The sequence below is a fragment of the Chryseobacterium sp. SIMBA_038 genome, from assembly GCF_046535115.1.
In the GTDB taxonomy this organism is placed as follows: Bacteria; Bacteroidota; Bacteroidia; order Flavobacteriales; family Weeksellaceae; genus Chryseobacterium.
In genome coordinates, this window is record NZ_JAWRXH010000004.1 from 189,147 (window position 1) to 214,563 (window position 25,417).

18 protein-coding genes are annotated in these 25,417 nt (G+C 30.9%); 10 read left to right on the plus strand and 8 right to left on the minus strand.

Going from position 1 to position 25,417, the window contains the following annotated elements:
- The first annotated feature begins 293 nt into the window (after positions 1 to 293).
- Positions 294 to 1,394: a slipin family protein gene (locus SB689_RS14620; RefSeq protein WP_410692843.1), complete on the plus strand. Its 1,101-nt coding sequence runs from the start codon at positions 294 to 296 to the stop codon at positions 1,392 to 1,394.
- Positions 1,395 to 1,447: 53 nt separating this feature from the next.
- Here SB689_RS14620 and SB689_RS14625 read toward each other — a convergent pair whose 3' ends face one another.
- The gene (locus tag SB689_RS14625) at positions 1,448 to 1,894 is read right to left on the minus strand and encodes a VOC family protein (protein WP_410692844.1); all 447 of its coding nucleotides are present in this window, start codon (positions 1,892 to 1,894) and stop codon (positions 1,448 to 1,450) included.
- 314 nt (positions 1,895 to 2,208) lie between these two features.
- Here SB689_RS14625 and SB689_RS14630 point away from each other — a divergent pair, with 314 nt between their 5' ends.
- The 3 genes from SB689_RS14630 to SB689_RS14640 all read left to right on the plus strand — a co-directional run bounded on the left by SB689_RS14630 (position 2,209) and on the right by SB689_RS14640 (position 5,729).
- Positions 2,209 to 3,726 (plus strand): TROVE domain-containing protein, encoded by a 1,518-nt coding sequence (locus tag SB689_RS14630; RefSeq protein ID WP_410692845.1) that lies wholly within the window; start codon positions 2,209 to 2,211, stop codon positions 3,724 to 3,726.
- A gap of 446 nt (positions 3,727 to 4,172) precedes the next feature.
- Positions 4,173 to 4,400, plus strand: coding sequence for a phosphate ABC transporter substrate-binding protein (locus SB689_RS14635; protein WP_410692846.1), 228 nt, complete (start codon positions 4,173 to 4,175; stop codon positions 4,398 to 4,400).
- 492 nt (positions 4,401 to 4,892) lie between these two features.
- Positions 4,893 to 5,729, plus strand: a complete 837-nt coding sequence (locus SB689_RS14640) for a hypothetical protein (protein WP_410692847.1) — start codon at positions 4,893 to 4,895, stop codon at positions 5,727 to 5,729.
- A gap of 1,282 nt (positions 5,730 to 7,011) precedes the next feature.
- Here the strand turns inward: SB689_RS14640 and SB689_RS14645 are convergent.
- The 6 genes from SB689_RS14645 to SB689_RS14670 all read right to left on the minus strand — a co-directional run bounded on the left by SB689_RS14645 (position 7,012) and on the right by SB689_RS14670 (position 15,845).
- Complete coding sequence (locus tag SB689_RS14645; protein ID WP_410692848.1) at positions 7,012 to 8,514, minus strand: transcriptional regulator; 1,503 nt, start codon at positions 8,512 to 8,514, stop codon at positions 7,012 to 7,014.
- A gap of 576 nt (positions 8,515 to 9,090) precedes the next feature.
- Entirely contained in the window at positions 9,091 to 10,545 is a 1,455-nt protein-coding gene (locus SB689_RS14650; protein ID WP_410692849.1) for a helix-turn-helix transcriptional regulator, read from the minus strand.
- A 589-nt stretch (positions 10,546 to 11,134) separates the two neighbouring features.
- Positions 11,135 to 12,649 (minus strand): hypothetical protein, encoded by a 1,515-nt coding sequence (locus SB689_RS14655; RefSeq protein ID WP_410692850.1) that lies wholly within the window; start codon positions 12,647 to 12,649, stop codon positions 11,135 to 11,137.
- A 671-nt stretch (positions 12,650 to 13,320) separates the two neighbouring features.
- Positions 13,321 to 14,835: a hypothetical protein gene (locus tag SB689_RS14660; protein WP_410692851.1), complete on the minus strand. Its 1,515-nt coding sequence runs from the start codon at positions 14,833 to 14,835 to the stop codon at positions 13,321 to 13,323.
- A gap of 235 nt (positions 14,836 to 15,070) precedes the next feature.
- Entirely contained in the window at positions 15,071 to 15,406 is a 336-nt protein-coding gene (locus SB689_RS14665) for a helix-turn-helix domain-containing protein (protein WP_410692852.1), read from the minus strand.
- A gap of 10 nt (positions 15,407 to 15,416) precedes the next feature.
- Positions 15,417 to 15,845 carry a transposase gene (locus tag SB689_RS14670; protein WP_410692853.1) on the minus strand — a complete coding sequence of 143 codons (429 nt, stop codon included), beginning with the start codon at positions 15,843 to 15,845 and terminating at the stop codon, positions 15,417 to 15,419.
- Positions 15,846 to 16,579: 734 nt separating this feature from the next.
- On the opposite strand from SB689_RS14670, the gene SB689_RS14675 reads away from it, so the two are divergent.
- Complete coding sequence (locus SB689_RS14675) at positions 16,580 to 18,118, plus strand: SulP family inorganic anion transporter (RefSeq protein WP_410692854.1); 1,539 nt, start codon at positions 16,580 to 16,582, stop codon at positions 18,116 to 18,118.
- A gap of 234 nt (positions 18,119 to 18,352) precedes the next feature.
- Here the strand turns inward: SB689_RS14675 and fusA are convergent, their stop codons facing one another.
- A complete protein-coding gene (gene fusA / locus SB689_RS14680; protein ID WP_410692855.1) occupies positions 18,353 to 20,419 on the minus strand; it encodes an elongation factor G in 2,067 nt (688 codons plus the stop codon).
- Between the two features lie 806 nt (positions 20,420 to 21,225).
- Between fusA and SB689_RS14685 the strand changes: the two genes are divergently transcribed.
- From SB689_RS14685 to SB689_RS14705, 5 genes are all read left to right on the plus strand, one after another.
- Positions 21,226 to 21,894, plus strand: a complete 669-nt coding sequence (locus tag SB689_RS14685) for an HAD family hydrolase (RefSeq protein WP_410692856.1) — start codon at positions 21,226 to 21,228, stop codon at positions 21,892 to 21,894.
- A 5-nt stretch (positions 21,895 to 21,899) separates the two neighbouring features.
- Positions 21,900 to 22,724 carry a phosphoribosyltransferase family protein gene (locus SB689_RS14690; protein WP_410692857.1) on the plus strand — a complete coding sequence of 275 codons (825 nt, stop codon included), beginning with the start codon at positions 21,900 to 21,902 and terminating at the stop codon, positions 22,722 to 22,724.
- On the plus strand, positions 22,714 to 23,268 hold the full coding sequence (locus tag SB689_RS14695) for a TerD family protein (RefSeq protein WP_410692858.1): 555 nt from the start codon (positions 22,714 to 22,716) through the stop codon (positions 23,266 to 23,268). Before SB689_RS14690 ends, SB689_RS14695 begins: the two co-directional genes overlap by 11 nt.
- Before the next feature lie 6 nt (positions 23,269 to 23,274).
- Positions 23,275 to 24,453 carry a toxic anion resistance protein gene (locus SB689_RS14700; protein ID WP_410692859.1) on the plus strand — a complete coding sequence of 393 codons (1,179 nt, stop codon included), beginning with the start codon at positions 23,275 to 23,277 and terminating at the stop codon, positions 24,451 to 24,453.
- Between the two features lie 166 nt (positions 24,454 to 24,619).
- On the plus strand, positions 24,620 to 25,417 hold the full coding sequence (locus tag SB689_RS14705) for a hypothetical protein (protein WP_410692860.1): 798 nt from the start codon (positions 24,620 to 24,622) through the stop codon (positions 25,415 to 25,417).

Below are 25,417 nucleotides of genomic sequence, written 5' to 3' on the forward strand. Positions count from 1 at the left end.
ATGGTAACGGATATCCTTTTTTGTTCGCAAAAAAGATAGAAGTATAAGTGAATTGAAAGCAATTAAATATTGCTTTTGATGAAGCTTACGAACGAAAGTTCACAACAACCCGAGCTGTTGCTTTAGCGATGGCAAGGGACACGCCCAAGATCTAAATAATTAGGAAATAAGTTTAAGAATATTATTCTGAAATGAATGGAATTTTATGAAAAACTTTCCTTCCGCTATTTTTGGAAGAGAGAATCTCGAATTTTTCCTTTTTTAATTAAAATTAATAACACTTAAAATAAAATATGATGTTTAAAAATGTACAAATTAAAGCGTATCAGGTTGGTTTGGTTTTCAAAAACCGAAACTTAATTGAAATTTTAAAAGAAGGTAATCATTGGATTTTCGGGAATAAATCATTGGAAATCCATGAAATGAAAAATCAGTTTAAAACAACAGAAGACTTGAATCTTTTATTGAAAAATGAAGGTTTGAATTCAATGTTGGAAGTTATTGATGTGAAAGATGGTGAAATTGTTTTGGTACAGGAAAACGGAATCTTTAAAGAAGTATTGAATGTTGGTCAATATGCTTTCTGGAAGGGTGTTTTGAATAGAGAATTTCAAAAAGTTGACTTAACAAAAGTTGAGATCACAGAGAAAATCTCCAAAACAATCCTGGAAAATATGAAGTTGAAAAATTTCACAAGAAAGTTTGTTGTGACGAATCAATATAAAGGATTATTATTAATTGACGGAAAATTGACCAAAGTTCTGGAAGCCGGAACTTACTACTTCTGGAACAACGAAATTTCTGTTGAGGTAAAAAACATTGATACTCGTATGCAGCAAATGGAAATCGCAGGTCAGGAACTTTTGACCAAAGATAAAGCGATGCTTCGTATCAATTTCTATGTGCGTTTTCAAGTGGAAAATATTGAAAAAGCCTTGATGGAAAACAAAGAATATGATAAGCAATTGTATATTTTGATGCAATTGGCTTTGCGTGAATTTGTTGGAGCCTTGACGTTGGATGAATTGCTTGTGAAAAAAGATTCTGTAGGAAAAGAAATTCTTGAAAATCTTGGAAACAAAGCCGAAGATCTAGGTCTGAAAGCTTCTGATGCGGGAATCCGTGACGTGATCTTAACCGGAGAAATGAAAGAAATCATGAATCAGGTTTTGATCGCCGAGAAAAAAGCACAGGCCAACAGCATCATGCGTCGTGAGGAAACGGCTTCCACAAGAAGTTTGCTAAACACCGCAAAACTGATGGAAGAAAACGAAGTCCTATGGAAGCTGAAAGAAATGGAATATATGGAGAAAATCGCCGACAAAATTGGGGATATCACCGTTTCTGGAAACAGTAATATTCTTTCTCAGTTGAAAGAGATCTTCGCAAAATAAAACTAATAACCATTTTTATAAAGGCGGGTTTTGAGAAATCAGAACCTGCTTTTTTATTTGTTTTCCAACCATTTTTCATAGGAAATAACTCCCAACTCAGGCTTTCCATCACCTTCCAAAATAGAAATAAATTCTAATTGATTTCCATCCGGATCATTAAAATAAATAGCTAACGCAGGCATCCACGCAAAAACCATTGGTTCATCAATTCCGTCTTTTAAGAAATTGTACGGCTTTAAATTTTTATTTTTTAAAAACTCAACGGAATAATTCAGAATATCTTCTTTATCTGCCGAAAAAGCAAAATGTCTTGTCTGCAAATTTTCCTTTTGCTCCCACAAACCAAGCATTGCTTCTTTATTTTCTCCAATCCATAAAAATGCAATTCTGCGACTTTCTTCTTTATGAACAAATTGTAAACCTAAAACTTCAGTATAAAAGTTTATCGAGTTTTCTAAATTGCTAACCTGTACGTGAGTTTCATATAATCCTTTTATCATAGCTTACATTTTAATGTATACAAAGCTAGACAACGGATTTCCAAAAACCTGAAACTGTCGATTCCTTTATGTAAAATGAATGATAGATTTTATCTAAACACAAATCACACTAATACTTTCACAAATATCACAATCAATCATTCGTGTTTTTAGTGCAAAAATTTGTGTCATTCGTGTTTAAATCAAAAGAAATAAAAACTTTTTCACAAAAACCTATACTACGCAAAAAGACTGCGTAATGCCACCCTTACTTTGCATAAGAAATCAGAGAGGAAGTGATAATCTTCCAAATGTTTAACAAAAAAACAGTAACCATGAAATTTAATTTTTTAAGAAAAGAGAATAAAGTAGTCATGAACTACGAAGGTGCAAAAGCTTATACAATGACACCTGCAGAAGAACTATACAGTGCTGTTGTTACAACAGGATTATCAAACGCAACTTATGAAAAAGGAAATGACAGATTGGCGAGAATCCAAGCTTTGATTCTGAAAAACGATCCGGAATTCGTTGCAAAATTGGCGGTTTATGCAAGAAAAGATATGTATTTGCGTTCGATTCCATTGGTTTTGACGACAGAATTGGCGAAACAGACTTCAGGTACAGACTTGGTAAGCAGAACCGTTGATGGAGTTATCCAAAGAGCAGACGAAATCACAGAATTGTTAGCATATTACCAATTAGCCAACGAAAGAACGGATACTAAAAAGTTGAATAAACTTTCAAAACAAATCCAAAAAGGTTTGGTAAAATCTTTCAATAAATTTGATGAATACCAATTTGCAAAATACAACAGAAAAGCTGAAGTAACTCTGAAAGATGCCTTGTTCTTGGTTCACCCAAAAGCAAAAGACGAAAATCAGCAAGCAATTTTTAACAAAATCGTAAACGATTCGTTGGAAACTCCATACACTTGGGAAGTTGAACTTTCAGTGTTGGGTCAGACGAAGTTTGCTGATGAATCAGAAAGAAAATTAGCTTTCAAAAATAAATGGGAAGAATTGATTTTCAGCAACAAGCTGGGTTATATGGCAACGTTGAGAAACCTTAGAAATATTTTGGAAGCTAGCGTTTCTTCAGACGCAATGTACAAAGTGTGCAATTATCTGTCGGATGAAAAAGCAGTGAGAAATTCAAAACAATTGCCATTCAGATTTTTGGCGGCGTATAGAGAATTGAAAACGATTGATTCAAAATATACCTCGTCAATCCTGGAAGCATTGGAAGATGCGGTGATGGTAAGTGCAAAAAATATCAAAGGTTTTGGTTTCGATACTTCGGTGGTAATCGCGGTAGACGTTTCAGGTTCGATGCAACAGCCGGTTTCTCCGAAATCTAAAGTATTGTTGTACGATATCGGTTTGTTGATGTCGATGATGTTGCAGTCACAGTGCAAAAATGTGGTTTCAGGTATGTTTGGAGACACTTGGAAAAGAGTTCCGATGCCTAAAAATGGTATCCTGAGAAACGTAGATGCATTCTACAAAAGAGAAGGTGAGGTTGGTTACTCCACAAACGGTTATTTGGTGATCGAAGATTTGATCAGAAAAAGAGAAAAAGTGGATAAAGTAATGTTGTTCACCGACACTCAGCTTTGGGATAGTAATGGTGGTAGAAATTCCTTTGAAAACTCATGGAGTCAATACAAAAGTTTCAACCCCAATGCAAAATTGTATATTTTTGATTTGGCGGGTTACGGAAAACAACCGTTGGACGTTAGAAAAAATGATGTATACCTTATCGCGGGTTGGTCCGACAAAATTTTCGATGTACTGAATGCTTTGGAAGACCGAAAATCAGCGGTAGCAATGATAAAAAAAGTAGTGCTGTAAAAGGCACTGCTTTTAAAAATAAAACTAATAACCATTAATTTTTTTAGGAGCCATTTCCCGCTTTCCACTATATCTTTTGTTACGCTTCGCTACACAAAAGGATGCCGTTGCAATCGGGGCTAGGAAAGTGCAATGTTTTAATTAACAGTTAGTTTGTCATTCAGAGCGGAACGAAGTGGAGCGTGGAATCTCTGTGATTAAAGAGATTGTTTCGTCATTTCATTCCTCGCAATGACAAAAAGAATAGTAGTAAAATCGAACTAGAAGTCATGAATTTTTGATTCTTTTGCTTCAAGGCAAAACGAACAAATTAAAAAATAAATTTTAACTGCGTAAAAAGAATGCGCACTACAGTAATATCTTTGCTTCAACAAAAACAATAACCATGAATAATTATAAAAAATGTCTTAAAGAAGCAGTGTATTGAGGTTAAATGCTCAATACTTATGAAAAAATTTAAGTCATTAAGACAAGCTTTCGGAATCAATGAATATGGATTAATTCATTTTCCAAAGAAAATTTCAAATGTCCAGATTTCCAGAATTTTATATGGAGACGATATGGGATGTTCTTATTGTTTTCCACATGGCTACGAAACAATTAATTCAAAAGAAATTAAGTTTCAGAGAAATTGGAAAAAATACAGAAAAACCCAATGGAAAACTAAAAAGTAAGTGTCGTAAAACAGAATTTCTTCGTTTTCAGGGTGGCGATGTAGGTTCGATTCCTACTCCTTGTGATAGTATAATGGTAATACTTCACCAGTAAGTCTCTGTTTGCTTTTTTACCTTACTTAAAACAATCGATGCCGTACAAAAGAGTTACTTCTACTTTACATTGAAATTAAAACTCTTTCAAAATTTTGCTCGATTTTAAAATTATTTAAACATAAAAATCAAGTGTCGTCTTAGAATTATACTTCGAGATTGAGTAAACATTGGGTCGCAGGTTCGATTCCTGCCTTTTCCCTCGAAAAGGAGAAGTAGCTCAGCAGGTAGAGCAAATGCACGGAAGATTCTATAATTTTTTACCTTGATTTAACAAAATAAAGAGTTCCGTTAGAGAAAACTTACTTCGGTTAATTTGGTTCGACTCCAGAATAAACCTGAAAATGGTTTATATTTTTATAGTTTTCTTGCATTTTGCCTCTTTTTAAAACTAATAATATGAATATACCAGAAAATTTCACTGAATTTTTGTATTGGATTAAGAAACGTACAGAAGATTTATGGTCAAATGAAGATGATTGTCTTAAAGGATTCTATGGCGCGAAATGGCAGCCACTCACTGAAGAACAGATTAATTCCATTGAATTAAAATATTCAATCAAATTTATTCCTGAGCACCGTGAGTTTTTAAAAGTTCTCCATGCCATTGATAAAAAAGAAATTATAGAATATGAGGATGAAGGCGAAATTATTACTGAAGAATATACTTTTTTCTATAATTGGTTAGAAAATGAGGAAGAAATTTTACAGGTCATGAAAGAGCCTTACGAATGGATGTTGGACGATATTGAAACTGTTAACAAAGTTTGGTTAAAATCATGGGGACTAAAACCGAAGTCTATAGAAAAAAGAAAAGAGATTTTTGATGAATGGTTTTCAAGAGTTCCAATTCTACTACCACTTAAAGGAACAAGATTTATAGTAAGTGATGAAAACCTTAAATGGAAACCTATTATTTCTATCAGAGGTTCCGATATTGTAATTATGGGTTGGGATTTTAGAACTTATCTATTGAATGAAATGAGAAATCATCTTGATATTCATATTCAAGTGTTTGATGAAGAGGATCAAATGTTTTATCCGGAATTATTACCGGAAATACAAGAAATTTTTGATGAAAATTTTAAATATGACAAGACAAAAGATGTTCCTTATCTAAAAGAAATGATGCTCTATTGGTCTTCCGGGTGGCGTGGTTTCGGAATGAGCTATCATCCTGAAAATGCAAAAGTGCATCCAATTGTAAAAACGTTTATCGCTGAAGAAGAAATTTAAAAATAAAAAACAAGTGCCGTAGAATAGCGTTACTTCGCTCATTACGACGGGGTCACGGGTTCGAATCCCGTCTCTTCCACAATCTAAAACACAAAATCTAAAATAGGAAGAGTAGCTCAGTTGGTTAGAGCACGACTACGCTTTTTGCTCATTGCCTTGTTTTCTATAAAAATAAAAGTGTCGTAGAGAAAAGTTCCATCGTACCATTTAAAGGGGAGGAATAGCGAAGTTGGTAACTCCAACAAGGTTATCCGGTTCGATTCCGGCAAACGAATGCCCCGTACTTTTCTTGATAGTTACCTTTTAATACAAAAGCCCGATAATAATTATTTTATCGGGCTTTTTTGAAAATATATTTAAAAATGAATGTTTCAAATGTAATTTATGAACAGAAAAAGAAAAAGGCAATATGGTGTATTGCCCTTTTTCATTTAATGTTTTTTCATCTTGTGTTTGGTAAATAAAAATCAGAGTTTTTTAATAATTGTTACGACTAACTTTTTTTATATCATAGAAAATTGGGGGCATTATTCATTGATATAAATTTTTCATCATTTGTGTGTTTTAAATAAATCTTACTCTTACTGTCTTATTAATTTTACTGATGCAAATAGAAGCAAATTTTCTTCTATATCAAAAAAACAGATATACCATTAATATACTATTTTGGTTTATATTATTGATAATCAAACATTTGAATTTCCAATAAGTAGCTGGATATTCTTTAATTCGATTCGTACGATGTATTTTATAAACTCTATTGAACAGTTAATAAAATATATGTTTTATATTAAAATTAAAAAAATGAATCTTTTTTTTTGCTCCCTTTTGCTGATAAATTTTTAATGATTGAAATTGTAATTTGTAGATATTTTTAATCATAAAAAAGGCTCTAAATAAATAATTTAGAACCTTATTGTCAAAACCTTATTATGATATACTAGTTTTCGTTTTTTAATAGCATAAGGGCAATATAAAAATGAGAATATTACCCTTTTCTCAGCTATTGATTTTCATCATTGTGTGTTTAATCTACCGTTTTAACTTGGGAATTTTAATACGGCAATTTTTTTCATTTGTGTTGATTTCTATCGGTTGGATCTGACCAATTTCACTTGTGGTATTTTTTTTCATCATTTGTGTTCGGAAGTTTTTATGATCAGATCTCCGATTGATTTTACTGATGCAAATAGAAGCAAAAATCATGAAAACATAAAAAAAATAGTATACCATCTGTATACTATTTTTATGTAAATATTTGAAAATTAATTGTATAATTTTATTATTCTTTCTTAGAAGTTAAATTTCTTAACCATATTCCCATATCTTCTTCAGTTTGAATACTAAATTTTTTCCTTAAATTTTGTTTTCTGTTGCGTATTGTGTTTATTGATTTGAACGTATATTCTGCAATATCCTTAATACTGAACCCTAAAAAAGTATAGGCGCAAAGTATAAGTTCAGAAGTTCTTAAAGTTGGATTTGTTTCTAATAACTTTCTTTGAAATTCAGGATATACTTCCTGAAAGCGAAAATAAAAAGAAGGATCATTCTTTTTTGCCAATTCTACGACATCGGTATAAGCATCATTTATTTTTAGCTGAAGCTCTTGGGTCTCAGAATTTTTCTGATCAATTATTTCCTCTTTACTTTGTAAAGTGGTAGCAGCTTCTTGGATAATTATATCTTTATGCTTAAGGTTTTTTCTTAATATTCTATAAATAAAAAAGAATAAGAAAATAAGTGCTAAAACACCAATGGAGATTAGTGTATATTTTTGAAGTTCAGACGATTTATACTCTTCCTCTTTGTCTTTTAAAAGAATATTAAGTGCAGATTCTACATTTTTATTTCTTTCAGTTAATAATTTTTTTTGAAGATCTGAATAGATTGCCTGATATTCATTTTGTTTATCTTTTTCTCCTAACTTCCCGTAAAGATCTGAAATCTTGTTAAAAAGATCATTATTTACAAAATGGTATGGAGTGATATTTTGCTCTTTTATATTTTGGATGGCTTTCTCATAATAACTTATCGCTTCATGATATTTTTTTTGACTAGAGTAGTAATCACCAAATGCCGTATAATTGAAAAAAAGCACAGGGTCATGATATTTTTGAGTTATCTGAATACTTTTTTGATAATAATAAAGAGCAGAATCCGGAATCTTCTCCTGAAATTCTGTGCCTTTGTATCTATAAAAATCGGCTAGTTCTAAATGAGTGTCTTTTTCGGGTAATTTTTTTAATTCTTTAAAGCATAATTCTGAATAATATTTGGCTGAATCGGGTTTTGTTGAGCCAATATTTAAGTAAGTCCGCTGGAGTAAAATAATAGCGTCTTTGCTATTTTCCTTTTTTAAAAGTTTGACAATGCCAGGCAATTCTTTATTAAACTGCGAATTTAATCCTAAACTATAATAATTAAAGGCTTTTATTTCCTTAAGTTGAGCCTGTATAAGCTTACTCTTTTTTGTATAAGGCTGCTGAGATGCTTTATTGATATAGGAGAAACTTTCTTTTTGAAGTTCCAAAAAGGATAAAGCACGCGCAATATTATAATAGCATTCCGCTATTTTTTGTGAATCTCCTGTTTCTTCGGCTAAAATACTGGCTTGTTTAGCGTATTTTAATTGATCGAGATTGTTAAATTCTTTTCTGCTTTGCTCTGCTTGTTGTAATAATTGATCTATTTCCTTGAACTGATTTTGGCAGAACATGAAATTTGAAATGAGAATAGCGAAAATTGCTATACTGTTTTGTATTAAAATGTTTTTCTTGATCATACTAACTTTCGCCCCTTAAAGTTGTATAATTGGTTTTGGGATTATTGCAAAAATAAAACAATTATATTAAAAATATGGTAGATAACATTTGTTTTAATTGTTTTTTTTAACGGATCAATGAAATTCTATGAAACAGAATATTGGGGGAATTTTGAGGCTTTTGAAAATAAAAATTAATAGCAAAAGGATAATTATTTGGATGAGAAATATTATCCTTTATCTGCTATTAATTTTCATCATTGTGTGTTTTTGGTTTGCATCAGAAAAAATTGGGGCATTTTACTGATACTTTTTTTCATCATTTGTGTGTTTTTAAACTTACCGTCTTGGCTTGGGATCAATCCGGTAAGTTTTCTTTCATTTTTACTTTTTAGTAAATCTTTTGGATAGTAATGTTAATTTTCTTTGTGTTTTTGTTTTTTTTCATCATTTGTGTTTTAAAGTTTATTAACCAAACTTTCCCATTGATTTACTGATGCAAATAGAAACAAAATTCACAAAAAAACAAAAAAAATAGTATACCATTCATATACTATTTTTAATTAAGTTTTTGATTATTAATGTTTTAAATTTATTTTATGATTTTTCACGGGTTAAATTCCTTAACCAAATTCCCATATCTTCTTCAGTTTGTATAGCGAATTTTTTTCTTAGGTTTTGTTTTCTGTTACGAATTGTGTTTACAGATTTAAAAGTGTACTCCGCAATATCCTTAATTGTAAATCCTAAATATGTATAGGCACAAAGGATGAGCTCAGAAGTTCTTAAATTTGGATTATATTCTAGTAATTTTTTTTGAAATTCGGGATAAACTTCTTGAAAACGAAAATAGAAGGAAGGATTATTGTTTTTAGCGAGTTCTATTATTTCAGTGTAGGCGTCGTTTACTTTTTGTTGAAGTTCTTCGGTTTCCACATTCTTTTTTGAAATTATTTCCTCTTTTTGCTGTAAAGTATTTGTGAATTCTGAGATTGTAGATTCTTTATGCTTTAAATTATTCCTCAATAGAGTATAAATAAATAATGATATTATAATAAGCACAGAAACTCCGATAAATATCCATGCATATTTTTTCTGTTGAGTAGAATTATATTCATTTTTTTTATCAGCCAGGATAATATTCAAGGCATAATCAACATTCCTGCTTTTTTCAAGTGTAAGTTGATTTTCTTCTTTTGAATAGAGTTCTGCAAACTCATTTTGTTTGTTCTTATTTCCTAAAATTCCATATAAATCGGAGATTTTTTTATTAATAAAATTAAAGGGAATTTCGTTTACCGAATATTTTTTCATGTTTTGAATTGCTTTTAGATATAATTCTAAAGCTTTTTCATATTGTTTTTGATTCTCATAATAGCTTCCAAAAACCATATATTGTGTGAAAAGTATTGGATCTTTGTATTTCAGTTTTAATTCATAGCTTTTTTTGAAATAATATAATGTGGAATCTGCATTTTCCTTTTTCAGGAAAGCATTCCCAAGATTTATATAATGCTCGCAAAATACATTGTGGAATTTAGATACAGGTAATTTTTCTAATTCTTTAGTAGATAATCTATAAAATATAAGTGCGGAATCTATCTTGTTTTCGTCAAAGTAATGATTGGCGATATTATCATGCGTTCTACATATTATATTAACAGAAGAAAAATCCTTATTTCCTTTTAACATTTCCAGGATTTTATGAAGTTCCGCTGAACTTTGAGATTTTAATGATAAAACGTAATAATTATATGATTTTAATTCGATTAGTTTGGCTTGAAGAATGGGTGTCTGTTTTGTAAACTTCTGTTTTGAAGCTTTTTGTATATAGTATAGACTCTCTTTTTGTAATTCGAGAGAGCATAATGCCCGGGCTACTATATAACTGCTTTCAGATATCAGTTTAGAGTTATTGGTTTTTTCGGCAAGAATATTGGCTTCTTTAGCTAATTTTAGTTCTTCAAAATCACGATATTTAGTATGATTTTTCTGTGCTTCTTTTAGTAATTTATCAATTTTTGTTAATTGACTATCTTGAGATGCCGCCAAATTCGATAGTAGAATGAAAAAAATAATTATACAGTTTCTTATGAAAAATTTTTCTTTGATCATATCACTTTTGCCCCTTAAAATGTGTGATTATTATTTATTAGTGCAAAAATAGACAGATATTTTGGATAATTATCAATAAATAATCTTTTTAATTATATTTTTAATAATTATGAAATAATATTAATGAATTAAAATGTATTTTGTTTGAATTTAAATGAGAAGTTGGAAAAAAAAGAAAATTAATAGCAAAAGGGTAAATACTTGGACGAGAAATATCACCCTTTCTCAGCTATTAATTTTCATCATTGTGTGTTTTTGGTTTGTATCAATAAAAAAATTGGGGCATTTTAATGATACATTTTTTCATCTTTTGTGTTTCTACTTTTTTAGTAAATCTTTATGGAAATCTGATTCTGTTTTTAGTGTTCTAATTTTTTTTTTCATCATTTGTGTTGGTTTTTTTTGAACCAGATGCTCCGTTTGATTTGCTGGTACAAATAGAAACAAAATTCATGATAAAACAAAAAAAGTAGTATACCATCTGCATACTACTTTTATTTAATTTATTGATAATTAATTGTTTAATTTAATATTGTGAATTTAATCCGGTTAAATTTCTTAACCAAATTCCCATATCTTCTTCGGTTTGTAGATCGAATTTTTTTCTGAGATTCTGTTTTCTGTTACGAACTGTGTTTACAGATTTAAATGTATAGTCTGCAATGTCCTTAATACTGAATCCTAAAAATGTATAGGTGCACAATATAAGTTCGGTAGTTCTTAAGCTTGGACTTATTTCCAGTAATTTTTTCTGAAACTCCGGATATACTTCTTGAAAACGGAAATAAAATGCAGGATCATTATTTTTTGCTAAATCTATTACTTCCTGGTAAGAATCATTTACTTTCTGCTGAAGTTGTTTTGTTTCGTGATTTTTCTGAGTAATGATTTCGTCTCTATTCTGTAAACTATTGGTTACCTCAGAGATCATACTTTCTTTATGTTTTAAATCTTTATTTAATAATTTATAAAGAAAGAAAAAGAAAATAAGTAATAGAAGAATACCAATAGAAATATAGATGTAATTTTTTCTTTGAGCCTGATCAAACTCATCGGATTTATCCTTTAAGATTACATTAAGAGCGTAATCTATATTTTTATTTTTGAGTTCTAATGCTTTTTTCTGAGTGTCAGAATAATATTTTTGATATTCGGTTTGCTGTTTTTTATCTCCTAGTTTCCCGTAAACTCCTGATATTTTTTGGTATAAATCTGCATGATCTGATAAGTTGTTATAGTACTTTTTTATATTGTCAAGACCTTTTAAATAAAAATCTAATGCTTTGGTATATTGTTTTTGTTCGGAATAATAATTTCCTAAAAAGGTATATTCTGTATAGAGAACAGGGATTTTATATTTTTGTTTTAGCTGATAGCTTTTTTCAAAATAATATAAAGCCGAATCTGCTTTTTTTGCCGCTAGAAAGGTGTCTCCTAAATAAAGGTAATAATCAGAATATAAGAAATAATTTTTTTCTGGAATTTTTTTTAGTTGCTCATTTGCGGATTTAAAATAAACAAACGCAGAGTCTGTGTTTTTTTTATCGATAGTATAGTGGGCTCCAAGACTTGTGAATAGAGCTACTTTAGAAATTATAGAGCTGTCATCACTATCATCTTTTATGATATTTATTATTTTAAATCTCTCTTTAGCCGCTTGAGAAGTTAAATTTAATTCATCATAATTACCCGCTTTCAGACCTAATAGTTGGAGATGAAATAATTTATTATTTTTTGTGTAACTTTCTTCCATTCCCTTTTGCGCGTACAATAAGCTTTGTTTGGGTAATTGAAGCATAAAAAGCGCTAGTGATAGTTGCTGATAACTTTTTGCTATTCTTTCAGAATTGCCGGTTTTTAGTGCTAATGCGTTGGCTTTCTTCGCATATTCTAGTTGTTTTAATGTCTTAAATGCAATAGCTTTTTCTTGTGCTTTATTTAAAAGTGTATCAATCTCTTTCAATTGCTGATCCTGGCAAAATAAAAATCCTGACATTAAAATTAAAAACAGTAAAATATTTTTTCTAATAAAGCTAAGCATTGATGTGTTTTTAAACGTTACGGTTTAGTCTTAATAATTATTTAAACTAAAATCATGTTGAAGCACAAAAATACAATCATTATGATAATAATAAAATAGAAAATACTTAGAATTGTTTGAAAATAGTAACTTTTATTTTAATTGTATTGAATATATTACTATTAATAAGCATTTTGAGAAATTAATAATGCTATACATAAAAAAACGAATGAAACTAAATTCACTCGTTTTTTTAACTAATAAAATTAACTAATATGGGATAAAATATGAGCCTGTAAAAAGAAAATTAATAGCAGAAGGGTAAATACCTGGATGAGAATATTACCCTTTCTCAGCTATTAATTTCCATCATTGTGTGTTTTTGGTTTGCATCAGAAAAATGGGGCATTTTACTGATACTTTTTTTCATCATTTGTGTTTTTTACCTATTGCTTTTAGTTGGGGCTTAATAGGATAAGTTTTTTTTCATTTTTACTTTTTAGTAGATCTTTAGATTGGTATGATTAAAATTTTAAAATTATTTTTTCATCATTTGTGTTATTTATTTTTTAATAATACTCTCTATTGATTTACTGATACAAAGAGAAACAAAATTCATGAAAACGCAAAAAAAGCAGTATACCATTCATATACTACTTTTGCTTAACTTGTTGATAGTGAGTTGTTTTAATTTAATTTACTCCTTTTTGATCAATTAAATTTCTTAACCAAACTCCCAGATCTTCTTCAGTTTGTAAATTAAATTTTTTCCTTAAATTCTGTTTTCTGTTACGAACTGTGTTCACAGATTTAAAGGTGTAGTCTGCAATGTCTTTAATAGTAAATCCTAAAAATGTGTAAGCGCAAAGGATGAGTTCTGTCGTTCTCAAGCCCGGGCTTATTTCCAATAGTTTTTTCTGAAACTCAGGATAAACTTCCTGAAATCTAAAATAAAATGAAGGGTCATTATTTTTCGCTAATTCTATGACTTCTTGGTAAGAATCATTTACTTTTTGCTGAAGTTGTTTTGTTTCATGATCTTTTTGTGTAATTATTTCCTCTTTATTCTGTAAAGTACTCGTTACTTCCGAGATCATGTTTTCTTTCAGTTTTATATTTTTATTAAGTAATTTATAAAGGAAGAAAAAGAAAATAAGTAATGAAACTATAACAACGGAAATGAATATGTAATTTTTTTCTTGGGCTTTATCGTATTCATCAGCTTTGTCTTTTAATATAATATTGAGGGCGTATTCTGTATTTTTATTTCTTTCAATTAGCATTTTACTTTCTTTATCGGAAAATATTTTTTCATATTCTTTGTACTTGGTTTGCTCTCCCAGCATACGATATGTTTCCGAAATTTTTTTGTAAATTTCCGGTGTGGAAGTACGATGAATACGGTGTTCATTTATATTTTGAAGAGATTTTAAATAGAAATCCAGTGCTTTGTGATATTTTTTTTCCTCAAAATAATAATCTCCCTGTAAAGTGTAATCTGCAAATAGCAAAGGGTATTTGTATTTTTGTTTTAGTTCAATGCTTTTTTGAATATAATGTAAAACTGAATCTGTATTTTTTTTCTTTAAATAGGATTTTCCCATATAATAATACAGATATGCTTTGTTTTTGTAAATGTCTTTTTCAGGTAATTTTTTTAGCTGATCAAACTTTAGTTTGTAGTAAACAAAAGCAGAATCTATGTTATCTTGGTAGTAATAATTATTTCCGATTTCACCATAAATTCTTGCCAGCAATTTTGCAGACTCTGTATCCTTTTGTGTTTTAATAAGCTCTTTGGCTTCAAATAACTCTTTTGTACCTTCTGACTTTAAGCCCAACGAGTTGTAATCATAGAATTTCAATTCTTTTAATTTTGATAATAACAATGTGTCTTGGGCTGTAGACTTTTGTGCGTAGGCTTTTTGTATGTACACTAAGCTTTGTTTCAGTAATTCTAAATTGGCCAGTGAAAGCGCCATTGTGTAATAACTGTTTGCAAGTCTTTTAGAATCTCCGGCTTCCTGTGATAAAATAATTGCTTTTTTTGAGTACTCAAATGTTTCCAGATCTCTATATTCCGTATTGCTTTTTTCTGCAGCTTTTAATAGTTTGTCGATTTCTTGAAATTTCTTTTTCTGACAAAGCATTAAACTTGAAATTAAGAGCGTAGGAAATAAAATATTTTTCTTAATGAAACTAATCATTGTGGTGTGTTTTTAACTGCGGATTTATAAGTTTATAATTTATTAAAACTAAAACTATCAATGAAGCAAAAATACTACCAGTTTTATGATTATTATGTATAGATTGGTTTAGTATGTTTGAATAATAATAACAATAGTTTGATTTATTTTGAATATTTTACTATTAAAATATCTGTCGTTGAATTAATAATAAATGAATAAAAAAAACGGATGAAATTTAATCCATCCGTTTTTTTTATTTTAAAGCTTCAAACTCTTCTTCAAAAGTTACTTTCCACTTCGCTAATGTGGTTCTGCTTATTTTGTATTTCCGAGACATATAACTTGTAGAGAAACCGTGCTTCTTTTGGTATTGCAAAAGTTTCAGCATTGTTTTCTTGTCATAAGTTTTTAATTTCTGATTATTTTTCTGAGCTTCCTTAGATTGCTCAAACAATTTTTCATTAAAATTTAATACATCTTCACTCGTATTAAGATTTTTAATAAGCTGTTGAATTTTTGGATCTTTTAGCTTTTCAGGATGCTCCAGCCTTAGCATGTCCTGATAAATTTTTGTGTAATTTGGGCGCATCAGGCTTTTTTTATTCGTTAGTATCGTCGCTTTTCTGTAACCATCTGTGAAGGGTACTCTTAGGAATAGAATATTCTCTAATTACTTCACTCTGAGTCATTTCTCCGGAAAGAATTCTTTTAATAATGAACTCTTTAATCTCCTGAGTATAAATATTTTTCCTGAAATAAGGTATTTTTTCAGATTTATTAGCATTTTTATTTACTGCAGATGGGGGAGCATATAAGATAAGGTGTGAACTGTAGAGTCTGAAAAAATCGTACTCCAATAATTTGCTCCATCTCAAAAGAAGATCCGTATCCACAGATTTGCTTGTATAGATTGCTTCAACAAAATCTTCATCCTTGTTTAAGAAATTACAAATTCTTTCTATTGTAATTTCTTTTTCAAGAACTCTTTCTTTGATGAACTTTCCTATATGTATTTCTTTGTATAACATTTATTTAAATAAATATTTCTTAATTAAACATGTGCATTGAAAGAATAAATAGGTATGTATTATTTTCAAAAAAATGATATTTATTTCGTTTATTTTTGAAACTTATAAGCTGAAGAATAATTTGAATATAATTTAATTAAAATATATAAAACCCAACTTGGGCCTTGTCTAATACAAAAATTAATTATAATTAATATATGGTTTGCTTAAGATCATTATTTGTTGGTTAATGGTCATTTGTTTTCAGGTAGTTTTTATATTGAAGAACTCTTTGTACCATAAAAGTTGTACAATGATTCTTTTAATTCTCACTCCATTTGCTTAATAAAACCTTATATACCTATTTCAAACTTCCTTTTTTTATAAGTATGAATAATATATTACCTATTAAAGCTCTCTCATGCAATTTTATTTATGTAGTTTTAAACCTTTGATTTTCCCTGATCTATTCAGGCTTTATTCGAAAAAATATTTTGAATAACTCCTATAATAACCCTTAGAAATTGATCAATTAGTTTGCATTCAAATATATAAAAATTAAGAATCAAACCAAAAAATGAATTAATAAATATTGTTAAAAATTTAAATTCAATTAAAAAGAATCATAATAAATACACTTATTAGTGAAATAATACCATTTTTTCATCATTATTATTGAATATTTTAACATAAAGTTGTGGTACTGGATTTTTATAATTGTATAAATTATTTCAAGTCCATACCTTTGTCCCGAAATGAATAGCTATCTCAATATTTTCGACTTTTCCAAAAAAATAAACTACAAAAATGAGTTATTGGCTGGTTTTACAGTAGCCATGACCATGATTCCGGAATCTCTTTCGTTTGCAATCTTAGCAGGTCTTTCTCCTTTGACGGGTTTGTATGCCGCTTTTATGATGGGATTGGTAACCGCAATTTTAGGCGGTCGTCCCGGAATGGTTTCCGGTGGAGCGGGTGCAACGATTGTCGTTTTAATCGCTTTAATTAAAACTCACGGAATAGAATATCTTTTCGCGACGGTCGTACTTGCAGGTATTTTCCAATTATTGGTCGGTGTTTTTAAGCTCGGAAAATTTGTAAGATTAATTCCACAACCTGTAATGTATGGATTTCTGAATGGTTTGGCAGTGATTATTTTTATGGCTCAAGTCGAACAGTTCAAAATCACAGGCAGCAATGGAGTTGTAGATTGGCTTCAAGGCACATCCTTATATATTATGGCGGGTTTGACTGCTTTAACGATTGCTATTGTTTACTTTTTTCCTAAAATAACAAAGGTTATTCCGGCTTCTTTAGTTGGCATTTTAATTGTTTTTGTGGTAGTTTTAGGTTTTAATATTCATACAAAAACGGTTGCAGATATTGCCAGCATTAGCGGAAGTCTTCCCAGTTTTCATATTCCGCAGATTCCTTTTTCATTAAAAACATTAGAAATTATCTTTCCTTATGCAATGATTATGGCAGGTGTTGGTTTGATAGAATCTCTTCTTACCTTATCCATGGTTGATGAGATAACAGACTCAAAAGGAAGCACAAACCGTGAATCTGTTGCGCAAGGTATCGCCAATATTACCAACGGATTTTTCGGTGGAATGGGTGGTTGTGCAATGGTAGCGCAGACTTTAGTTAATTTAAATGCAGGTTCGAGAGCCAGGTTATCAGGAATTATTGCATCCATTACTATTTTAATTATCATTTTGGTCGGCGCTCCGTTTATAGAAAAAATTCCAATGGCAGCTTTGGTTGGAGTTATGATGATGGTTGCGATCAGTACTTTTCAATGGGTTTCTATCCGAATCGTCAATAAAATGCCGAAATCTGATATTTTTGTAGGAATTACGGTTGCTTTAATAACCATTGTTTTACATAATCTTGCGTTAGCGGTTCTGGTTGGGGTAATTATTTCCGCATTAGTTTTCGCTTGGGATAATGCAAAAAGAATCAGAGCAAAAAAATATGTTGATGAAAAAGGGGTAAAATATTACGAAATATATGGACCGTTATTTTTCGGTTCAGTAACGGCATTTACAGATAAGTTTGATCCAGCAAATGATCCTAATGCAGTAATTATAGATTTTAAAGAAAGCAGAATCGTTGATATGAGTGCCATCGATGCTTTAGATAAATTATCGAAAAGATATGCCCAGCAAAACAAAAAATTACATTTAAAACACCTTAGCGAAGACTGCCGAAAAATGCTGAAAAACGCAGAAGCAATCATAGAAGTCAACATCCAGGATGACCCGACTTATAAGGTAATGCCTGAGAAGTAGGAGAGTTGTAGAGTTTGAGGGGTTTTAGTGTTTGAGAATTAGGTTGGAAGTTGGATAATGGAGGTTTAAAATAAAACGCAAACATCTGTGAAAATCTGAGAAATCTGTGGTCAAAAAAAGAAAAAATCTGCGTAATCAGCAAAATCCGCAAGAGAAAAAATTTACAATTCACTATTGACCATTCACTCCATAACCCAAACAAGGACTGCAAAATAAATTCACAGCCCTCGCTTTTTAAGTTATTAATGTATTTGAAATAAAATCAGGCACTAAAGCATAGTGCGACAATTTCATACTGATCGAAGCTCTACCGCTCGTCAACGTTCTCAGATCAGAAATATATCCGAAAGTAGAAGCCAAAGGAACTTTCGCAGTGAAAATTTTTCTGCCTGATCTTTCATCAATTGAAGTAATAATTCCTCTTCTTTTATTGATATCAGCAGTCACAGCTCCTGTATATTCTTCTATACTTTGAATCTCAACTTGCATGATGGGCTCCAGTAATTTTGGTTTGCACTGTTTTGCAATTGCTCTAAAACCGTCTCTTGCAGCAATTTCAAAATCATAGGCACCCGAATCTTCGGAGTGAGTGGAACCGTCAAGAAGCGTAATTTTCATACTTTCCAAAGGATATCCATTGAAAGCCCCGTTTTCCATTGCTTCTCTGAAACCTTTTTCCACGGAAGGAATAAATTCACTAGGAATAACGCCGCCTTTGATTTTATTAATGAATTCTAACCCGATTTCATTATGATCTCTAGGTCCGATTTCAAAAGTAATATCAGCAAATTGTCCGTTTCCTCCGTTTTGTTTCACCAATTTTTCTCTGTGAATTTTAGTTTCGGTTAAAATTTCCTTGTACGAAACTTTAGGTTTTCCTTGATTGATCTCAATTCCGTGATTCAATCTGATCTTTTCTAAAGTAACCTCAAGATGTAATTCTCCCAAACCACTCAATAAAGTTTCACCTGTTTGTTTGTCTCTTTCAACAACCAACGAAGGATCTTCTTCCTGAATTTTAGCTAAAACCAATCCAAAAGATTTCTCATCAGCATTCGTTTTAGGCTCAATCGAAACTCGGATAACCGGAGCCGGAATCGTAATCGCTTCCAAAACTACATGCTTTTGAAGAGAAGATAAAGAATCTCCTGTTTTAGCATCTTTTATTCCTGTTAAAGCGATAATGTCACCAGCTTTCGCGTCTTCAATGGTTAACGTTTTGTCCGACTGCATTTGCAAAATCCTAGATATTCTGAAATTTTCATCGGTTCTCACATTCAAAACAGTATCTCCGGAATTTATTTTTCCAGAATAGATTCTTACCATCGCCAGTTTTCCCATATGTTTATCGATCATCACTTTGAAAACCAATCCTGAAAAAGTTTCTTCTTCATTTCTTTCTAATTGAATAGTTTCTTCTGTTGCAGGATTTTTTCCTTTAATTGAAGCCAATTGATTGGGAGCGGGAAGATAACTTACGATCGCATCAAGTAAAGGCTGAACTCCTTTATTCTTAAAAGCAGAACCACATAAAACAGGAACGATTGCTCTTGCCTGACAAACTCTTTTTATCGCATCAATCATCATTTCCTTAGAAATTTGAATTTCAGAATTCATGAAAGCTTCAAAGAACGTTTCGTCATATTCGGCCAATGTTTCCATTAATTTTAATCTGAATTCATCAGCTTCCGTTTTATAATTTTCAGGAATTTCTTTTTCAATAATCGTCTCGCCATTTTCATCCATCCAATACAAGGCTTTTTGTTTGATTAAATCAATTACTCCTTCAAAATTGTCCTCAGAACCGATTGGAATTTGTAAAGCCAGAGGAACTGCATTCAATTTGGTCTTGATTTCGTTTAAAACAGCAAAGAAATCAGCTCCGATTCTATCCATTTTATTGATAAAACAGATTTTTGAAATTCCATGTTTCTCTGCTTGGAACCAAACGTTTTCAGTCTGTGGCTGAACTCCCGAAGAAGCACAGAAAACAGCGACAACGCTATCCAAAACTCGTAAAGATCGTTCAACTTCTACAGCAAAATCAATGTGCCCGGGCGTATCAATGATGTTGATATTAAAAACGTTGTTATCCTTTTTCCATTGCGTGGAAATAGCTGCGGATGAAATGGTGATTCCTCGGTTTTTCTCCTGGATGTCTTTATCCATCGTAGTATTTCCTTCGTCTACGTTTCCTATTTTGTGGATCATTCCTGTGTAATAAAGCAATCTTTCCGTGAGTGTTGTTTTTCCGGCATCGACGTGTGCTATTATCCCTATATTTCGTGTGTTGTATTTCATTTTGTTAAATTTAAATTGTTGATTTTTAAGGCTGTATTGAAATTTTTAAACGCAAAACTTTGTTAATCTTACCATTTTATTTTAGCAAGAAAATTTTTCTTTTCGTTAAAAATTTAAGACAACCAACTTGAATTTTCGAAAGCTGGAAATTGGGTAGCAAAAAAGACCTATCTGGATAGATAGGCCTTTAATTATATTTTGATTTTATAAAGGTCGATGCTATTCAGATAAATATTCAGTGCTACCAAAGAACACAGCTCTGATAGGATTGTTTAAAGTTATTATATTTATCATTTTTGTTGACATTGTTGATTGTTAATCGGTTGCGAAATTATAAAAAATATTTAAATGGCAAAAACTTTTTTCAATTTTTTTCAAACGATTGAAAAAATTGAAATTTAAAGACATTATTTGCTAAATTATTTTTAACGCGATGATCGCTAGGTTTTGCTTAATCCTTTGAAAATATTTTTCGTTCGCAAAGGCACTCCGTTCAGCAAATGACAGCAGAACGCCTTGGCTGAGTGAAACGCCTTTGCGAACGAAAAATATGCTCAATAATTTTAAAAAAAAACTTTGCGAGCTTTGCGTTTAAAAAAAGAATTTTCCGCCATCAAATATTAAATTAAAATCACGGGAAATCATAAAAATATCTTAAAACATAGAAGTCATTTATCCATTAATAAGAAAAATTCTATCTTTGGGAAAACTGAAAATTTTAAACACGAATTGATGACAGCAAATAATAACCATTTAAAACATCTTTTTCAAGAAAAGCTAAATAAAAACTTTTAACTTAAACCATTTTGAAAACAGATATAGACATCCACAATCACTCACATTTTTCTTTTGATTTGTGGCTTACCTTAATAAAATCTCACCCTGAATTTAAAGCAAAAAGAGTTGAGCTGTTCTCCTCATTTTTTAACGCAAATAAACCGATTGAAGAAGTTGCGAAAGTCGTAAAATATTATGATGATCTTTGTAATAATATCAATGAAGTGTTGGGCGGGAATATTGATACTTTTGAAATTTATTTATTGATTTTAGGATCTTTGAATGTTGACTTAAAGCAGATAGATAAAGAAAAACTAAATGACTTTTATCTAAAAAGCGAAGAGTTGTTTTTAGAATATAAACCTGTTGTTATTTTCGAAAATTTACATCAGTTTTTTGACGAAATTAAAAATCAAGGAAAAACAATTAATGTTTTAAGCAATACAGGATTTATCAAGGGAAAAACGATGAGAAAATTTCTGATCAATGAAAATTTGGATCAGTACATTGATTTCCATATTTATTCTGATGAACTGAATATTTCTAAACCGAATCCTCTTATTTTTCAGGAGGTAAAAAATAAAGTTAAAAATCAAAATCTGCCGATGGATCAGATTTTGCATATCGGTGATAATCCGATTGCAGATTACAAGGGAGCAAAGGATTTTGGATTTAATGCATATTTATTAAAAAACTAATAGAAATGAATAAAAGGTACAGTTTACACCACATTCATTCGGCGGATGAGTTTACTTTTTCGCCCGCAGAATACAGTTATTTCAAGTATGGCGATAAATCGTACGCTGAAAAATTTGCAAAAGAATTATTTGATGGATTTCTTTCTGAACACGAAGAAATTTTAAATACAGATAAAGAAATCGTAGTGTTGCCAAGTCCGTACATGGCGATTCCGACGGCTTCTAATTTTTTATGTTTTTATTTAAAAAAATATCTTGATTTTTATTTATTTCAAAAAGGAAAAAAGTCGAGTATTTTATCAAAAATCAATAGAAATCATACCTATACAACAGATTATGGGAATTTAAGTTTTGAAGACCGTAAAAATCTGATTGCCAATGATACTTATTATCTTGATAAAGATTTTTTAAGAGGAAAACTTTGTATTTTTATAGACGATATAAAAATTACGGGAAGTCATGAATTTACAGTGAATAAAATCTTGGATGAATTTGATGTAAAAGCAGATTTTTTATTCATGTATTACGCTGAATTGATGAATTTTGAGTTAGATCCTAAAATTGAAAACTTCTTCAATTACTATGCTGTGAAAGATGTAAAACATGTTGCAGAAGTAATGGTGAAGCCAAGTTTCCAGTTCAATACAAGGATTGTGAAATATATTTTAGGTCTGGATTCAAGTAATTTTGAGTATCTTACGTCTAAAGTAACAAAAGAACATATGGATAACCTGCTGGAACTTGCGATCAGCAATAATTATCATTTAATAAAAGAATACGAAAACAATATAAACACTTTAACGCAAACTGAATTATATTATGGCTATTAACTTACAAAAAGGACAAAGAGAAAACATAAACGCACCTAAATTTACTGTAGGTTTAGGTTGGGACACCAACAACACGTCTACAGGAACAGGATTCGACCTAGATGCGTCTTTATTTTTATTGGGCGAGAACAAAAAGTTAGTTTCTGATAATCATTTTATTTTTTACAACAACCTTGAGTCTCCGGACAAAGCGGTAATTCATTCAGGAGATAATTTGACGGGTGACGGAAATGGAGATGATGAGCAAATTAAAATCGATTTAACTAAAATTGATGATGCTGTAAAAGAAATTACAGTAGTAGTAACGATTCACGAAGCTGAATCCAGAAAGCAAAACTTTGGACAGGTGAGAAATTCTTTCATCAGAATTTTTAATACAGAAACGAATGAAGAGATCTTAAAATATGAATTAGACGAAGATTTCTCAATCGAAACTGCAGTAGAATTCGGAAGAATCTACAACAGAAACGGAGAGTGGAAATTTGAAGCTGTAGGAAGTGGACAAAGAGACGGTCTTGACAAGTTTGTATCAATTTATCAATAATTTACCATGGATAATCAAGAAAATCAACCGATTGATCCACTTGGATCTATTGAACCTCTAAAGACATTCGAACCTACTCCGATGGCTCCTCCGACACCGGTTCAACCGGCTGCTCCAAGTATGCCTCCGGCTCCGCTTGTAGACAGAGACGGAAATGTAAATTTGACTCAGTTACAGATTGAAGAACGTAAAAAATACGAGACTCTTGCAGATTCTATCGATGAATCTAACCCGGGATCTATCGTCAATTTTGGAGCTGATCTTCAAAGAACACTGTCTAATCAGAGTGACAGTTTCTTAGGAAATGTAAGAAGATCAAATTCCGGAGAAGTAGGAGAGCTTATCAATAATTTATTGTTGGAGCTTAATTATGTAGATGTAGATGAATTAAATCAAAATAAATTCAAGAGCTTTTTAAGCAAACTGCCGTTCATGAAGAGTATCGTGGCGCAGATCGAGAATTTATTTACAAAATATGATAAGATTGTTAATAATATCGATCAGATCGCTTATAAAGTAAATGCCGGAATCATTACTTCTACCAAAGATAATGCTGTTTTGCAGACTATTTTTGAAAGTAATGTGAATGCCATCAAGCAAATCGAAGAATTGGTAATCGTCGGAAATCTGAGAATGGAAAAAGCGGGAGTTGAATTAGCTCAAATGGAAGCTGCTCCACAGACTTATCAGGATTATCAAATTGCTGATAAAAGAGATTTTATCGCGAGATTAGATAGAAGATTGGCGGATCTTAAAGTGGTTCGTTTGATTATGATGCAGTCTCTTCCGCAGATCAGATTGGTTCAGAACAACAACGTTTCTATCGCTGAAAAAGCGCAGACTATTTTGACGACAACGTTGCCACTTTGGAAAAATCAGCTTTCATTAGCGGTGGCGATGTACAGACAGCAACAAAATATTGAGATTCAACAGAAAGTTTCTGCTACGACAGAAGAAATTTTGAGAAAAAATGCAGAACGTCTGGGTCAGAATACAATCAATGTAGCAAGAGCAAACGAGCAAACAATCGTTTCTGTAGAAACATTGAGAGAAACAACTGCGAAACTTATCGGTACTTTGAACGAGGTGAAACAAATCCAAAAGCAAGGTGCAGAAGGCAGAAGAAAGCTGGATCAGGATCTACAGACATTGGAGCATGAACTAAAAGCAAACGTCAGAGGATAATTAATACCGTATAAAGGTGGATGATGAAGCTATAACCATATTATCTCAGAGTAAAAGAAGATTAACAAAGCTTAAACTTCTTTCGAATTTTTTTGAAAATATTGATATCATATCGATTTATATTAAAACAGATATTATCGACAATCTATTTCGGGAAAATAAGGGATTGGATTATAGTAAACTTGAGCTTTTTCATCTCCAATATACAGACAGTTTAATAGAATTGCTGACGAAAATTAAACGTCAGAAAGAAAACGATCTGTTAACGGTAATTAATGAAATTGATGTTAATAATAAATATATTTCGGGTTTTGAGGAAGGCAGAGCAGATAGTTTTGAAACCGACAGGAAAATGTACAGCGGTGTATTTTCCAATCAGTTAAAAAGCCTTTATAAAGATCTTACAGAAGATAAATTTCGGGTGCAGTGGGACAATGTTCTGTATTTTTATAAAAAATATGCAACAGAGTTTTACAGATCTAGTGTTGATGAAGAACTGTTAAAATGTAGTGCAGTTCCATCGTATCAGTATTTGGATTATTCAATCGAAAGAAAACTGTTGGGAAGGCTTAATATTCAGGGTTTTAAAGTTCGTTTTATATGCGGTTACATTGTTACGGGTAATGAGTATGAACTTTTTAAGGTTTTTCAGTCGGATGATCATTTCATTTTTAATATTGAAGAAAAGAAAATGTACATGATTGATTCTAAAATACTTGAAAAGATAGATGTTACACCTAATGAATCAAATCAAAGTTCAATTATTAATCAGTTGAGAAGAAAAAACGAACAGCTGGAAGATACGATCAACGAAAGAAAACGCATATTACCTGAAGCGGTAACAAATGTTTTGAAAGACTATCTCCGAAATCTCGAAAGTGTAGATATTATGAGCAAAATATTCGACATTAATGAAGAAACGAATATTCTTCGCGCGATGTTGAATTTAAATTTAAATAATTAA